The 15,369-nt window shown below is 63.2% G+C and carries 11 protein-coding genes; 4 read left to right on the forward strand and 7 right to left on the reverse strand.

The window, feature by feature from the left end; all coding sequences use genetic code 11:
- Positions 1-32: 32 nt before the first annotated feature.
- From BM310_RS16085 to BM310_RS16110, 6 genes are all read right to left on the reverse strand, one after another.
- Positions 33-830 (reverse strand): NAD-dependent epimerase/dehydratase family protein, encoded by a 798-nt coding sequence (locus BM310_RS16085; protein ID WP_089809621.1) that lies wholly within the window; start codon positions 828-830, stop codon positions 33-35.
- Between the two features lie 807 nt (positions 831-1,637).
- A complete protein-coding gene (locus BM310_RS16090) occupies positions 1,638-2,219 on the reverse strand; it encodes a hypothetical protein (protein WP_089809929.1) in 582 nt (193 codons plus the stop codon).
- A gap of 214 nt (positions 2,220-2,433) precedes the next feature.
- Positions 2,434-3,129 carry a hypothetical protein gene (locus tag BM310_RS16095; RefSeq protein ID WP_089809623.1) on the reverse strand — a complete coding sequence of 232 codons (696 nt, stop codon included), beginning with the start codon at positions 3,127-3,129 and terminating at the stop codon, positions 2,434-2,436.
- 311 nt (positions 3,130-3,440) lie between these two features.
- Positions 3,441-4,637: an orc1/cdc6 family replication initiation protein gene (locus tag BM310_RS16100; RefSeq protein ID WP_089809625.1), complete on the reverse strand. Its 1,197-nt coding sequence runs from the start codon at positions 4,635-4,637 to the stop codon at positions 3,441-3,443.
- 913 nt (positions 4,638-5,550) lie between these two features.
- Entirely contained in the window at positions 5,551-6,324 is a 774-nt protein-coding gene (locus BM310_RS16105) for an IclR family transcriptional regulator (RefSeq protein WP_089809627.1), read from the reverse strand.
- 964 nt (positions 6,325-7,288) lie between these two features.
- The gene (locus BM310_RS16110; RefSeq protein WP_089809629.1) at positions 7,289-8,923 is read right to left on the reverse strand and encodes a BCCT family transporter; all 1,635 of its coding nucleotides are present in this window, start codon (positions 8,921-8,923) and stop codon (positions 7,289-7,291) included.
- 358 nt (positions 8,924-9,281) lie between these two features.
- Here BM310_RS16110 and BM310_RS16115 point away from each other — a divergent pair, with 358 nt between their 5' ends.
- Both BM310_RS16115 and BM310_RS16120 read left to right on the forward strand, forming a co-directional pair.
- Entirely contained in the window at positions 9,282-9,935 is a 654-nt protein-coding gene (locus BM310_RS16115; protein ID WP_089809631.1) for a hypothetical protein, read from the forward strand.
- 276 nt (positions 9,936-10,211) lie between these two features.
- Positions 10,212-10,598, forward strand: coding sequence for a Rid family detoxifying hydrolase (locus BM310_RS16120; RefSeq protein ID WP_089809931.1), 387 nt, complete (start codon positions 10,212-10,214; stop codon positions 10,596-10,598).
- 100 nt (positions 10,599-10,698) lie between these two features.
- On the opposite strand, the gene BM310_RS16125 is transcribed toward BM310_RS16120, so the two are convergent.
- Positions 10,699-12,078, reverse strand: a complete 1,380-nt coding sequence (locus BM310_RS16125) for an aspartate aminotransferase family protein (RefSeq protein WP_089809933.1) — start codon at positions 12,076-12,078, stop codon at positions 10,699-10,701.
- 132 nt (positions 12,079-12,210) lie between these two features.
- Between BM310_RS16125 and BM310_RS16130 the strand changes: the two genes are divergently transcribed.
- Together BM310_RS16130 and BM310_RS16135 are read left to right on the forward strand one after the other, a co-directional pair.
- A complete protein-coding gene (locus BM310_RS16130) occupies positions 12,211-13,872 on the forward strand; it encodes an aldehyde ferredoxin oxidoreductase family protein (protein ID WP_089809633.1) in 1,662 nt (553 codons plus the stop codon).
- A 166-nt stretch (positions 13,873-14,038) separates the two neighbouring features.
- The gene (locus BM310_RS16135) at positions 14,039-15,217 is read left to right on the forward strand and encodes a M24 family metallopeptidase (RefSeq protein ID WP_089809635.1); all 1,179 of its coding nucleotides are present in this window, start codon (positions 14,039-14,041) and stop codon (positions 15,215-15,217) included.
- Positions 15,218-15,369 lie beyond the last annotated feature (152 nt).

A 15,369-nucleotide genomic window follows, 5' to 3' on the forward strand; every position in this document is an offset into this window, starting at 1 on the left:
CGGTCTGCGACGAGAGCCACGAGGTGCGGGCGTCAGTTCTGCTCGACGACGTCGGCGGCGTTGTCTCGCGGCGCGTAGCCGATGCTTCGGAGCGTCTGCGTGAGCGACAGGCAGCGCTCGTCGTTCGCGGAGATGGCGTGGGCGGTGAGCGGGTTCTCCCGAACGTCGGCGAGTGCCGCGGCCGCCACGGCGTCACGACAGTCGCGCGGGCTCAGCCACATGGCGCGGGCGAACCGTGCCCCCTCCTCGGTGTACTCGTCCGAAGACGGCGGGTCGGTCACCTTCTCGCGCAGTCGTTCGCGCGGGAGGAGCCACCCGATTCGGAGGTTGACCACTTCGAGGTCCGTCTTGTGAGCGAAGTGCTTGCCGAGTGCCTCGCCGGCCACCTTGGTGACGCCGTAGAACGAGTCGGGATACGGCTCCTGGTCCGGGTAGACGGCCGGCGCGTCGTCGCGGAGCGTCTCCGGTTCGTCCGGGTCGGCCACCTCCCGCGCGTTCAGCGCGTGGTTCGACGAGGAGTAGACGACTCGGTCGATGTCGTTCTCGACGGCGGCGTGGTAGGCGTTGTAGACCCCGTCGACGTTGACGTCCTTCACCTCGTCCCAGTCGGCGTACGGCGACGGGTTCGCCGCGAGGTGGACGAGCACGTCCACGTCGTCCGGGAGTTTCTCGACGAAGTCGTCCCGGTTCAGCACGTTCAGGACGATGCTCTCGATGTCTTCCTCCTCCGTCTGCGTGATGGGAGTGACCGTGTGCGTCTCCCGGTCGAACGCGTCGAGAACGGTACTTCCGACGTTACCGGCGGCTCCCGTTATCGCGATGTGCGCCATCGACGGGAGTGAGTCGGCGAGTGCCAAAGGTTCGATGGCCGGAGGACGGCCGCCGAAGGGGGTATCAGCCGGCGGTTCGACGCCGTATCGGACGACGTGGCCGGGACCGCACGCCCCCGAGAAACCTTCGTCCTCTCCGAGGACGAGTACCGGAAGTGGATAGCGAAGGAAACGGAGTTCGGGGCGACGGACGGGAACGAGTCAGCAGAACTTCCGTCCCCGCGAAACCCGGATAGTCGTCGAACGTCTCGACCCGTCCGACTCGTCCGACACGGACCGCACATCGCCTCCGTGGACGATGCGGTGAGAGTGATTTTCACGAAATTCATTACAATGCTATCGGCGGTCGTATCGGGAAGTTTACCCCGTCGAACCCGGGTTTTTACCTATCTGCCCGCACGTCGTCCGTAAGACGGTCGACCGTCGAGCGCGCGTTCGACAGATTTTATTGTAATTCAAGTTAGTATCATTATTGAATTTCGGACATAATATCAGATTTATTATATTTATGTCTTACGTACTAGTTCCGCAGGTAAGGAGTTTAAATCGATGTGAAGAGAGATATCGTGTTTTATCGCCGGCTGACGGGGCGAATGGTACGCTCCGCTAGTAGTGTCATACGTGATAACGTCGTCTAACGAAATCCAACTGAATCGGTGGGCTAGAGAGGTGTCGTCGATACGTGGTGGAGACGGGATGACGTGGATGCGGAGCGGCGTGGACGCAGAGTACCGTGGACGGGAGGTGAAAGTCGAGTGTGACGCAGAGTGATGTGGACGAGAGCCGGATGTGGGGCGAGAGCCGATGTCACGCGGGTTCGGAATCGTACTCCGTGAACAGCATCCTGAATCCGCCGACGAGGAGTCGGTCGAGCGCCTTGCTCGCCAGCGAGAAGGAGACGAAGAAGACGACCATGACCGCGAACTCGCCCGGCACGAACGCTCCTGCATCCAGCGTGGCGACGACGCGAATCATCGACATCGCGGTCGAGACTGCGCTCTCGAACGTCCACGCCGCGGCGAGGCCGAAGACCAGCACTGCGACCAGGGCCACCAGCGCCTGCGTCTCGGTCGGAGTTTTCCGTCCGAAGATGCTGCTTCTGTTCGCGTCGTAGCGGCCGATACCGAGCGACGCCAGTTGGCGTCTGACCTGTTCGAGAACGGTCACCGCGAGGACGAACCAGACGAACGCCGCGAGTCCGAGACGAACGAGCGACGGCGAGAGGGACAGCGTCGACTCCGTCAGCACCGCCACGACGGTGGGCGTCGCGCGGTCCACCAGATAGTAGAACAGCAACAACCCGAGAACGGCGTCCACGGGACCGTACGCCGGAAACTCGTGTCGATTCCGGGGGGCGGTACGTAGTCGGGAGTCGCTGTACGAACTCATGAGAGTACAGACGAGGTCACACGTCATCAATCGTTGGCCTCCCTCCCAGTTATCGAGAGTGACGGACCGGAAGGGTATCGTCGTTCCGAGTCCAGTAAGTCGTCGTTCCGAGTCCAGTAAGCCGTCCTGACGACTTCGGCATCCCCCTCCGTCGGCCGTCGCTGTCACCCCTCCCCGAAGTCACCCCTCCCGGAGGCGGCATCCGTGCGTACGGTTATTCTCGCCTGTCACGTCCCTTGAACGTGCGCTGTCCGAGCATCGGCTCTTCGGCCGATTTCGGTGAGACGACGTCGGCGTCGGATTGGGCGTCACCGAGGAGGCGCCGAAACTGGGCCGGGACGCCGGCTACCGCCGCGGCGGCGAGGACGACGACGAGAGCGGCGGCGGCGGGAACGAGGAACAGTCCCGTGAACGCCGCGACGGCCCCGACGCCCAGTCCGAGCGCACCGCCGACGGTGCCGAGGACGGACAGCGTCACCAGTAGCGCCTTTCGCTCGTTCGTCCGTTCGTTGTACCGGAGCCAGTGGGCGTAACTCGACAGCAGCGACGACAGGAACTCCCGTTCGGTCCGACCCGTCGCGGCTTCGAGAGCCCTCGGACCGATACCGACGTGCTGACCCGACGCCGTGTACGTCAGTCCCGCCGCCGTCGCCGAGAGCGCGAAGGAGGCCACCCCGGCGCCGACGGCGGGGTTGACCAGCGCCGTCGCGGCCGTCACGTCGCTCGCCGCCGCGAACGAGAGCGCCGACACGAGGACGCCGACGAGTGCGACGTTGAGACGGAACATCGACAGCGCCTTCGAGTCGATGTCGTCTAGGGCGGCCAGTTGTGCGTCGAGCGTCTCGCGCGCCTCTTCCCGAGCGGTTCGAAGCGTCTCCACCTCCGGTTCGTCCGGCCCGGCGCCCGTCATACACCTCCGTGGTGGTGGCGCGTCCCTAACTCCACCGGTCGAACGAGTCGTTTTCGAGGAAACCGCACGTCGACGTTCGGTGTTCGAATCTCGACGGTCAGCGATCAGTCTCATCTCCGCGAGACTCGTCGGCCGGTATCGACGGCAGCCAGTCGAATCTGCAGACAGTATGTGAAACTGACAGCCTATCAGACGAAACGAGGGGGGAGCCTGCGACGGTGGTCCGACGATGTCGTAACAGACGAAACGAGGGGGGAGGGTGAAGAGGAAGAAGAGGAAGAAGAAGAAGGAGAAGAAGGAAAGAGAGGGTTTTACTCCCGTTCTCGTTCGATCTGTTCGCGCGCTTCGAACACGGCGTCGGTGTCGACGGAGAGTTCGTAGACGAAGTAGGAACCGCCGCGTTTACCGTCGTTGTACTCCGTCTTCGAGAGAAATCCGAGCATCTCGAGCGTTCCGAGGTGGTTCTGGATGCTCTTGAGACTCGTAAGCGGATCGTAGGCGTAGTGACCGGCGACCGTCTCGTACACGTTGCGTATCTCCTTGCTTCGAGAGGGCGTCTCGTCTTCGCTCTCCAGTCTGGCGACGGACTCTAACACGAGTTGACCGTGAATGGTCTGGTCGCGAATCTTGTTCGTCACCCGGCCCCGTCGAACCTGTTCGCGAGCGTCCTGAATGTGTTCGTCGGTCACCATGCCGTCGCCCTCCGACTCGGCGAGGTCACCGCCGGTACGGAGAAGGTCGAGTGCCTGCCGGGCACCGCCCGTGTCCTGTGCCGCGAGTGCGGCACAGAGTTGGATCGCCGACTCGGAACACGCACCGTCACGGAACGCCTTCTCCGCCCGTTTGTCGAGGATGGACCGAAGTTCGTTGGCGTCGTACGGACTGAACGATATCTCCTTCTCCATCAACGTGTCTCGGACCTTGGGCGAGAGTGAGTCACGGAATCGATAGTTGTTGCTGATTCCGATGACACCGACTTTCGACTCCGTGATGTGCCCGTTCGCCCTCGCGCGAGGGAACTCGTAGAGGAGTTCGTCGGCGTCGGAGAGGTGGTCTATCTCGTCGAGGACGAACAGGAACGTGCCGCCGATGTCGTCCATCTTCTCGTACAGCGTCTCGAAAGCGATGTTCGTCGACAACCCCGTCTTCGGAAACGGATCCTCGTCGTCGTCCTGGAGTTTGTTGACGAGAGTACGGACCGCCCCGTAGACGCTGCCCCGGTTACAGTTGTAGATTCGAACGTGAAGGTCGTCCGCCTCGTCCCGTTTCTCCGTCTCTTCCTCTAACGCCTGCAACATGTAGTTCGTAACCGCCGTCTTCCCGACGCCCGTCTTCCCGTAGACGAATATGTTGGAGGGATTCCGTCCGAACAACACGTCCTTGAGTGCGTCGCGGTACGCTCGAATCTCGTCGTCGCGTTCGAGGATAGTGTCGGGTTGATAGTCCTCGGATAGCACCTCCTTGTCCTCGAACAGCGTATTGTCCATGTTACTGAACGGCTGTGTCATCTCTTCTCGCTACCTCACGGTCATCGCACATAAACCTAGTGTCGTGTGTTTCGTCTGTTTCGTCGTAGTCACTCGTTTCATCAGTATCCCGTTTATGCTGCACCCCCACCCCTCATTTCGTGAGAAAAGCGGAGCAAGAGGGGTGGGGGGAGGGTGAGAAGTCGATTTGCCGGTATAGTAAGATTCAAATTACGTCTCTAGACTATTCTCTAGACACTAGTCTAGTTAGTTTAGTTAGTCTAGTTAGTTTGGTTGGTATAGGGGTTGTACTGAACCTCCGTAGACTGGTGTGAACTAGGTAAGAAAGCTAATTACTGATGTTCGACGGCGATTATCTACGCTCGACGGAGGCTCCTCGTCGGGCGCTGTCTGTTCTTCCATCAGACCGTCCGGTGGTCGTCGTCACTTCCCGTGGTCGTACCACCTTTCCTCGTCACTACCGTCCACGTTGCTCCGACTGTTGGCTCCCTCTTGGTTCCGTCGTTGTACCCGTGTTCCTGCTCTCGTAGTTCCGGCGTCGTTCTCGCGGTTACCGCCCAATCACCGGCTTTCGTCCGCTTTCGATCCGACTTCGGAGTGGTTACAGGCGGTTCGATTCTCCCGATAGCGACCGGTCGTGACGCTGGAACAGACGAAATGAGGGGGGTGGGCGCTACCTGTGAAGGGGGGGACACCACCCCTCTCGTTCGCGCTAACAGACGAAAAGAGGGGTGGGGGCGTGACCGACGATGGTCCCCTCTCGTTCGCGCTAACAGACGAAATGAGGGGTGGGGGGATTCCGCCATCTTCGTGCCGCAGTCCGGAACAGACGAAACGAGGGGGGTGGGGAGACTCTCCGTCGAACAGACGAAACGGGGGGTCTCCTCGGACCCGAAGTAAGCACCGAGCAGCGTGTGCGCACTCGCCAGATTCGTCACCCGGACTGCGTGGCGAGACGACGCTCGAACTCGTCTACCTTCTCGGACATCGCGTCCACGACTGCGCGCTCTCTCGACTCGTCGTGGACGTACGTCGGACCACAGACGTTGATGGACCCACACACCTCCCCGAGTGGCGTCTTGACCGGCATGCTGACCGCCCACATCCCTTCTATCGCCTCCTCGAAGTTGGTTGCGTATCCGCGTTCGCGTACCCGTGCGAGTTCTTCGACGAACTCGTCGGCGGAGGTGATGGTGTGCTCCGTCTGCGGGGAGAGCCCCCACTGGTCGAGAATCTCGCGGACTCGATGCTCGGGGAACTCGGCCAGAATCGCCTTTCCCGAAGCCGTACTGTGTACGTGGAACAACCGACCATCGACCAGATACGAGGGCGTGTCGGAGTAGGTGGATTCGTCGTACAACGAGACGACGCGGCCGTTCTCCTCGACGGTGAAGTCGACTTCGAGTTGCGTCTCGTCGGCCAGTTCCGGAACGAGAGCCTTCGCGACGCCGTACACCTCGTTGCGTTTCCGCGCGTAGTTCCCCAGGTGATAGAGCTTCAACCCGACGTGATAGGTGTCCTCCTCACGACTCACGTAGCCGTACTTCGCGAGCGTCTTGAGGTGGTTGTGGACGGTGCTCTTCGCGAGACCCGCCTCGTCGGCCAACTCGGCCAACGTCGCGCCGTCGAGTTCCGTGATGAGTTCGACGAGACGCAGCGAGATGTCTGTCGTCTGCAGCGTGTCGCTCTCGGTGCTACGCGGTCTCATGTGTCACCTCTCACGGTCGCACTACTTATGACTATGTAGCTTTCGGGTCTCCGCTCACGACCCCGTTCTCACGGACGCCCGAGCGGAGAGCGACCTCTCTGAGTGTAGAATACCCTCTCTGGACTGAGTGTAGAATACTCTTTCTGGAGCTAAATACGCGCAGACGGTTCGAGAAGTGCGTATTCATCTCCAGAGTCATTGCCTCTTTTGCGCGTAGAGCCGTATCGACAGCTGAACAAGCCCACTCAGCTCGTATTTGACAGGCAAAACCTGTCATTTCGCTAGCATAGGCGCACGAACGTAGACAGATATCTGTATCTACGGACAGAACGAGTGCTTCGATTTCCGTACCGAGGATTCAACCCCGGCGTGCGACGACGGCGTGTCGGTGCGATTGCCCACCGGCCGAACACTCTCCGCTTCCGCGGAAACGGTACCACCGAGTGCGGCCCATTACACCACTACTGCTGTAATCTAAGACGTCCCGTCTCCGGGCCGGTCAGAAACGGAGTGGCTCGGTTCGAAAGGTGGCCAGGACGGTGAGAAACTCGTTCCGGCTCTGCGGAACGATTCCGGAGAGCCGAACGAACGTATCAAAATCCTCGAACGTAACGATCGAAGCGTCGACCGAGTGTCTGTTCACCGCCGAAACTAACTGTCGCCGTCGGCTGTGTCAGTCTCCTGCATGGTAGCCGTTACACGCGTACGTATGTGACGAATTGTCGTCTCCCACAGTTATCATACGGTTTGGACCGAAATAAACGACGAAACGGGCACGCTATCGTTCGTCTCTCGGGAACGGAGGCGTATCTCCCGCTCCACACGGGACTACTAGTCGGGGACAGAACTGTACGGACGGCCGGCCCGAGGGCTAATTTTTTCGTGAGTAAGTTAAAAAACGGATTCGTCGCTCCCGAACTTCGACAGGAAGGTGACGTCGAAGAGCGCCCGGTGCGGACGGCTCTCAGTCGTCGGAATCGGCCCCGGTCTTTGGCGCCCCCGCCGATCCGGACTCGCCGCCGTCTCCGAACAGCACCGTCTCGTCCTGCAAGACGAGATTGCCCGACCGCCGTCTGAACGTCTTCGCGAGACCCACGACGGCGATGAGACAAACGATCGCGAACGGGCCACCCGTGACGATGGCGGCGGACTGAAGCGCTTCCACGCCGCCGATGACCATCAGAATCGACGCGACGACGCCCTGGAGGAGACCCCAGAAGATTCTGCTGACGGCGGAGGGTTCGGCCTTCCCGCCCGTCGTCATCATCGAGACGGCCAGCGTCGAGGAGTCCGCGGACGTGACGAAGAACGTCGTCACCAGGACGAGGAAGCCGAACAGTAACAACGTTCCGAGCGGCACCGGAATCCAGGGTACGTTGAGGGCCTGAAAGAGGATGTAACCCGACACCGCTTCGCCGTACTGGCCCACCGGACCGAGGATGTCGACCACGCCGCCGTGCTGGAAGACGACGGCCGTACCGCCGACGATGGCGAACCAGGGGATGGTCGCGAGCGACGTCGCCACGATACCGGTGAAGGCCACCTCGCGGACCGACCGGCCGCGCGAGATGCGGGCGATGAACAGGCCGGCGAACGGCGACCACGCCAGCGGCCACGCCCAGTAGAACACCGTCCACGCGTTCGACCACTCGCCGCCGCCCGTGTAGTCGGTGAACAGGCTCATCCGGAACCAGTCGCCCAGGAGGCCGCCGGTCGCCTGCGTGCTGAGTTCGAGGACGCGAGCCGTCGGGCCGAGAATCAGCGTCGCGACCATGAGCACCGCGAACAGCCCCATGTTGAAGTTGGAGAGTCGGCGGATGCCGCGGTCCACGCCGAGGACCAACGACACGGTGAAGAGTAGGGTCATGCTCGTGATGACCACGATAGTTCCGAGGTCACCGAGTTGGTAGCCCCAGTTGAACTCGATGCCCGTGAGGAACTGGCTCCCGATGAACCCAAGCGAGGTGGCGACGCCGCCCAGCGTCGCGAACACCGCGAGGATGTCGACGAGTTTGCCGAGCAGGTTGTCCACGTTGTCCGCGCCGACGAACGGCGTCAACACGGCCGAGACGCGAAGGGGTGCTCCGCGTGCGTGTGCGAAGTAGCCGATTCCGAGCCCCATGACGGTGAAACACGACCACTGGGTGATGCTCCAGTGGAACAGGCTGTACTGGACCGCGATGGGGATTGCCGCCTGCGATTTCGCGGCGACGTCGTACAACGGCGGGACCGACGAGTAGTGCAGGAGCGCCTCCGTCGGTCCCCAGAAGACGATGCCCGCGGCCAGTCCCGCGGAGTATATCATCGTGAAGTAGGAGACGTAACTGAACTCCGGAGGCTCGTCGCCGAGCCTGATCTCGCCCCACGGCCCGACGATGAGGAAGGCCAGAAAGCCCACGAGAACGAGCATCACGATGAGGAACGCCCAGTTGAATCGGGCCAGGACGAACGAATTGACGCCGGAGACGACGGTTGCGGCCGCCTCGGGACGAAGCGCGAAGAGGGCGACGAACAGGAGGGTGACTCCCGCGCCGAATCCGAAGATGGTCGGCTCTATCTCCTCGCGGAACTCGGCGAGACTGCTCTCGCCGTCGCTCACGTCCGCCCACCCCCCTCGACGTGGCTGACGAGATGGTTGTGGTGACGATACGACCCGGACCGTCGGTCGTCGGACCGCCTATAGAGATGCATGTGTGAGTGTCGGTAGCAACGTCAGCCAAATGCTCCAACGACCAGATAAACGTTGTGGGCGATGCCGAGGAGTCGCCCGCCGCGCGGCCGCGAGAGCGGACGCCGCGTGAAACGGTCACAAATCTAAACGGTATCTGTATCCGCTTCCAGTCGGCCGATGCGGTCGGGGGCGTGTACCGGAATCGAGCGCTATCGACTCCCCGTCGCCGGCAGTAGCGCTTACGGCCTCCACAATCCTTAATGGAACACGTACACGAGAAATGTGTATGACGGACGCACCCCCCACGGACGGCGCGGCCGACTCCCTCGCCTACGCGGCGGACAGAGACCGAGGTATCCTCACGCCGAGCGACCGCGAGTTCCTCCTCGGTCGGAAGACCGACTACACCGAACACTCGAAGAAGCAGAAGCGCAACCGCATCCGGCGTCGCCTTCGGAACGCTATCCTCGACTTTACCATCCTGTTCGACCATCTGGAGGACCGCGACCGAGAGACGGTGTTCAACCCCGAAGACGAGGCGCGCGAGGCGTACACGCAGGGCATCGTCGACATGCTCGGCTTCCTCCACCTCGGCACGATGGGCTACTACGTCCCGTTCAAGGACATGCTCGGCCAGGGCGTCAACCGCGCCGAGCAGAAACTCGCCGGCTCCGACTACCGGATGGTGACCGTCGACTTCAACGTCGACCCCGTCGGCCAGATAGACGTCGACGAAGTCGTAGACAAACTGGAATCCGAGCGGTTCGACGAGGTGACCGACGAGGAACTCCGCGCGTTCGTTCGCCTCATGACGGAGTCCGAGGCGTTCTCGCCGGGCGAGATGCGGTCGGGAATGAAAGAGCAGATGCCCGACTTCCTCGACGCCGTCTCGGAGGCGACTGACCGACGCACCCGGCGCGCCGAGAACCTGAACGACTGACCGACGCGCGAACCTCGGTCCGCCGACCTGGAACGGGTCCCGCGTTGCGGGTCGTTTTCTCTCCTCGTCTGTCCGCACCCGCCCCCGTCGCACAGGTCCCTCTCGTGTCCGGCACCACGACACTGGTCATGATAACTGACGTCGCCGGTCTGAGCGAGTATCTCTGACCGGCCGGTCCCCCTTCGGTCTCACCGTCTCGAAAGTAGGATACAGTTACTGTGTACGACGTACCGAAGAACGTTTATTACGCTCGGGAGCGACGGTGTGGCCGACGCCATGGCAGACAAACGAGCGATATCCACGTCGGGCGCACCGCAGAACGATAACCCCTACTCGCAGGGCGTCCTCGCGGACGGGTTCCTGTTCGTCTCCGGGTTCGGACCCGTGGACCCCGAAACCGGCGAGGACGTCGACGGCGACGTGCGGGCGCAGACGCACCGAGTGATGGACAACCTCGCGGCCGTCGTCAGGGAGGCGGGCGGGTCGCTGGACGACCTGGTGAAGGTGACGGTGTACGTCACCGACATGGACGACTACGACGCCGTCAACGAGGCCTACGCCGAACACGTCGGCGACACGCCGCCCGCGCGCGTCTGCATCGAGGCGGCCCGTCTCCCCGACGACGTGCGCGTCGAGATAGACGCCGTCGCGAAGGTGGCGTGACCGGTATCGGCTCACCGACCGATACGACGGCGAAGAACCGAGAGAACAGCCAGAACCGAGGAACTCCGAGACCGAACCCGAGATTCGAGCGACCGACCGCTTACTGCGCGGCCGTCGCCGTCGTCGCGTGTTCGATGGCGTCCGCGATGACGTCTAGCGCCGTCTCCGCGAGGTCCCGCGTGAGGACCAGAGGCGGGAGGAGACGCAGGATGTTGCCGTGGCGGCCCGCCTTCCAGACGAGGACGCCGTGTTCGAAGCAGTAGTCCTGAATCGCGTCGCCGACGTCGCCGTCCGGGTTGCCGTCGGCGTCGACGAACTCCGCGCCGATGAAGAGACCCTTCCCGCGCACTTCGGCGAGTTGCGGGTTCGACTCGCCGACCTCTTCGAGGCGCGTCTTGATGTAGTCGCCGAGTTCGCGGGCGTGGGCCAACAGGTCGTGTTCCTGGATGTACTCGATGGCGCGGGTACCGGCGCGCATGCCGACGACGTGGCCGCGGTAGGTGCCCGCGTGGTCGCCCGACCCCCACGTGTCGAGGTCCTCGTGGTACATCGTCGCCGAGAGGGGAAAGCCCGTCCCGCCGAGCGCTTTCGCGGAGGTCATCACGTCGGGCGTCACGTCGTACCACTCGCTGGCCCACCACTGGCCGGACCGGCCGAGACCGCTCTGAATCTCGTCGAAGACGAGGGGGATGTCGTTGTCGGTGGCGATGTCGCGGACGCCCTGCAGGAAGCCCTCCGGCGGCGTGACGACGCCGCCCTCACCCTGGATGGGTTCGACGATGATGCCCGCGGGGTTGGCCAGTCCGCCGTACGGGTCCTCGACTATCTCCTGCAGTTCTTCGAGGGCGTGGTCCACCGCCTCCTGCGGCGACTTCTCCATCCGGAACGGGTAGGGGTACGGCGCGTGGACGACGTCGGGCAGGAGGGGGGTGTACGCCTCCTTGAACTTCTTGTTCGAGGTGACGCTCATCGCACCACTCGTCGCCCCGTGGTACGCGCCGCGGAAGGCGATGAGTCCGTCGCCGCCCGTGTTGTACTTGGAGAGCTTAATCGCCGCCTCGACGGCGTCGCTCCCCGTCGGCCCGCCGAAGACGGTTCGCATGTTGCCCTGCAGGCCGGCCGGCGCAATCTCGTCGAGTTTCTCGATGAGATCCAGACGCGCCTCGGTGGGGAAGTCGACGGTGTGGACGAACTTGTCGGTCTGTTCGTGGACCGCCTCGAGGACGTAGGGGTTCGAGTGACCGACGTTGAGAACGCCGATGCCGGCGAACATGTCGATGAACGTGTTCCCGTCCACGTCGCGGACCGTCGCCCCCTTCCCCGAATCGAAGGCGATGGGGATGTCCTCGGGGTACGCGACGGCGCTACTGTCGATGTTCTGCTGCTTCTCGATGAGTTCGCGCGAGCGTGGACCCGGGACGGAGTCGACGGACGGTGCCTCGTCGTAGTGTAGTTCCGATATCGGTGGTCCGCGTGCCATGTCCATGTTGAGGTGTAACTATCATAAATAAGTTGTCCACAGTATCCATACAACGGATACACAGAAACTGACGACAGTTCGCCGGCGCAACTGACCGCAATACATTAAATACTCCGCGAAGTAGTCACACGCATGCTTCACGCGAAAGGCCCGCTCCTGTCTGTCGACGTCGGGAGCAGGGAGACGAACGCCGTCACAGTTACCGACGTGCTAGAGTCGTACATCGGGGGGCGCGGCGTCGCCACCAAACTCGCGCACGACCGAATCCCGTACGACGCCGACCCGTTCGGCCCGGAGAACCGCCTCGTCTTCACCACGGGACCGATGCAGGCGTCGAACATGAGTTTCACCGGACGGATGAACGCCACCGCCGTCTCGCCCCTGACCGACGGTCTGCTCTCCTCGAACGCCGGCGGGTTCATGTCCCGCCACTTCGCCGACACGGGGTACAGCGCCGTCGAGTTCACCGGTGCGAGCGACGAACTCCTCGTCGTCCACGTCACCGACGACGGAGTCGATTTCGAGGCCGTCCCCCACCTCGAAGGCGCGACGGTTCCGGACACCGTCGAGTATCTCGAAACCGAACACGACATCGGACCGGACCGTACGGCCGTCGTCGGGCCGGCGGGCGAGAACGAAGTGCGCTTCGCCTCCATCATGACCTCCGAGGAACGCGCGTTCGGCCGCGGCGGACTCGGTGCCGTCCTCGGTTCGAAGAACGTGAAGGCCGTGACGTTCGGCGGCGACTCCGCGCCCGACATCGACGTTCCGGCCGGCCAGATGGACATCCACCGCGAGGCCGCGACGGACGACCACATCATGAAAGAGCAGGGCACCGTCGCCGTGATGGACCTCGCCAACGAGGTGAACGGCTTGCCCTCGTACTACTTCTCCGAGCAGACGTTCGAGGGCGTCGAGGGCATCAACGGCGACGCCGTCGCCTCGAAGAAGTACAAGAAGGGGACCTGTTCGGCCTGCGCGTTCGCCTGCAAACTCCCCACCCGCGACGAGGAACGCGGCGTCGAGACGGAGGGCCCCGAGTTCGAGGTGGCGATGGCGTTCGGGTCGAACTCGGGCGTCGACGACATCGTCGACGTGATGAAGTCCAACCAACTCTGCGACGAGTACGGTCTCGACGCCATCTCGGCGGGCAACGTCGTCGCCTCGTACCTCGCCGCCGAGGACGAGTTCGGCAACCGCGAACTCATCTGGGACCTCGTCGAGAAGATCGCCCACCGCGAGGGCGTCGGTGACACGTTGGCCGAGGGCATCGACCGGACGCACGAGGAACTCGGCGTCGAGAACTGGACGGTGAAGGGGATGGACTTCGCGGCCCACGAGGGACGCGTCCTGCACGGGCAGGGACTGTCGTACGCCGTCGCGAACCGCGGTGCCGACCACATGTACGCCACGTTCTACTCCGTGGAGTATCCGCTGGTGCCGCAGGAGCAAGCGGTGGACCCCGAGGGAACGGTGGGGAAGGCGGACGTGCTGATAGAGCGAGAGAACCTGATGGCGCTGAACGACAGCGGCGTGGTCTGTAAGTTCTCGCGGGACTACATGACGCCGGAGCGCTACGAGATGCTGTTCGGCGCGGACTTCGAGGAGTTGCTGGCGGTGGGCGCGCGGACCGTGACGCTCGAACGGCACTTCAACAACCAGCGAGGGTTCGACCGCTCGGACGACCGACTCCCGTACGAGTTGCCGGACTTCGAGGCGGCACTGGACGAGTACTACGACGCTCGCGGGTGGACCGACGACGGCGTCGTCCCCGAGGGCCACGTTCCGGCCTGACTCCCGCGTCCCGTTCGCCCTCTGACCGGCCCCCGCGTTTCGTCTGTCTTCCGTCCGGTCCCCTTCGTTCTCGCGATCCGTGCGTACCGCTACACAGGATTCGTTCTCGCCGTACACAAAAAAGTTATACCGCTGTTCGCACAACCTGTTTCCGAGTTTCGGTAGCATGCCCCAGTCAACGTTCGAACCCAGCGAGTACGAGAGACGCATCGAGGAGACGAAAGCGCGGATGCGCGAGGACGAGTTGGACGCCCTCGTCGTCGCCGACCCGGCGAACATGAACTACCTCTCGGGGTACGACGGCTGGTCGTTCTACGTCCACCAGGCCGTCGTCGTGACCGCCGACCGCGACGAACCCGTCTGGGTCGGCCGCGGACAGGACGCCAACGGCGCGCGCGCGACGACGTGGCTCTCCGAGGAGAGCATCGAGTCCTACAGCGACGACCACGTCCACTCGCCGTACGACCTCCACCCGATGGACTACCTCGCCGACGTCCTCGAAGCCCTCGGCGTCGCCGACGGGCGAATCGGACTGGAGATGGACGCGTACTACTTCACGGCGAAGTCGTACACGCGACTGCAGGAGAACCTCGGCGAGGCGACGTTCGCGGACGCGACGCTTCTGGTCAACTGGGTGCGCGTCACGAAGTCCGAACGCGAACTCGACTACATGCGCGAGGCCGCCCGCATCTCCGAGGAGGCGATGCTCGCGGGTCTGGAGACCATCGAGGAGGGCGTTCCCGAGTCGGAGGCGGCGCGGGCCATCTACGACGCGCTCATCCGCGGGACCGACGACTACGGCGGCGACTACCCCTCCATCGTTCCCCTCATGCCCTCCGGCGACCACACGGGGACGCCGCATCTGACGTGGACGGACCGCGAGTTCGAACGCGGCGACCCGGTCATCATCGAACTGTCGGGCTGTCGGCACCGCTACCACTCTCCGCTCGCGCGGACCACGTACGTCGGCGACCCGCCGGCGGAGATGACGGAGCGGATGGAGATAGTGGTCGAGGGGCTCGAAGCCGCCCTCGACGCCGCCGAACCGGGCGTCACCTGCGAACGGGTCGAACGGGCGTGGCGCGACGTCATCTCGAAGTACGACATCGAGAAGGAGGAGCGAATCGGCTACTCGATGGGACTCGGCTACCCGCCGGACTGGGGCGAACACACGGCGAGTCTCCGACCCGGCGACGAGACGGTGCTGGAGGAGAACATGACGTTCCACATGATTCCGGGGCTGTGGTTCGACGACTTCGGCGTCGAACTCTCCGAGACGTTCCGTATCACGTCGAACGGCGCCGAGGTGCTGGCCGACTTCCCGCGGGAGTTGTTCTCGACGTGAGCCCCCGGATTCACTGACGCGGGTCAGCGGTGTCGGCCCCGGCGACGAGCTTTCGGTCGCCGCAACATTTCTTCGCGGCCGAATTAGACGTTAGACTCCTCGCAGCCGTTGAAAACAGTCCGAAGAACGGGCAACTACTCATCGATTAATTT

The sequence above is a fragment of the Halogeometricum rufum genome, from assembly GCF_900112175.1.
Lineage (GTDB): Archaea > Halobacteriota > Halobacteria > Halobacteriales > Haloferacaceae > Halogeometricum > Halogeometricum rufum.

Bases quoted from the DNA above. Each gene is read 5' to 3' on its own strand.
- BM310_RS16120 (WP_089809931.1), top strand. From the start codon at position 10,212: ATGGCAGACAAACGAGCGATATCCACGTCGGGCGCACCGCAGAACGAT.
- BM310_RS16130 (WP_089809633.1), top strand. From the start codon at position 12,211: ATGCTTCACGCGAAAGGCCCGCTCCTGTCTGTCGACGTCGGGAGCAGG.
- BM310_RS16115 (WP_089809631.1), top strand. From the start codon at position 9,282: ATGACGGACGCACCCCCCACGGACGGCGCGGCCGACTCCCTCGCCTAC.
- BM310_RS16100 (WP_089809625.1), bottom strand. From the start codon at position 4,637: ATGACACAGCCGTTCAGTAACATGGACAATACGCTGTTCGAGGACAAG.
- BM310_RS16105 (WP_089809627.1), bottom strand. From the start codon at position 6,324: ATGAGACCGCGTAGCACCGAGAGCGACACGCTGCAGACGACAGACATC.
- BM310_RS16085 (WP_089809621.1), bottom strand. From the start codon at position 830: ATGGCGCACATCGCGATAACGGGAGCCGCCGGTAACGTCGGAAGTACC.
- BM310_RS16125 (WP_089809933.1), bottom strand. From the start codon at position 12,078: ATGGCACGCGGACCACCGATATCGGAACTACACTACGACGAGGCACCG.
- BM310_RS16135 (WP_089809635.1), top strand. From the start codon at position 14,039: ATGCCCCAGTCAACGTTCGAACCCAGCGAGTACGAGAGACGCATCGAG.
- BM310_RS16090 (WP_089809929.1), bottom strand. From the start codon at position 2,219: ATGAGTTCGTACAGCGACTCCCGACTACGTACCGCCCCCCGGAATCGA.
- BM310_RS16095 (WP_089809623.1), bottom strand. From the start codon at position 3,129: ATGACGGGCGCCGGGCCGGACGAACCGGAGGTGGAGACGCTTCGAACC.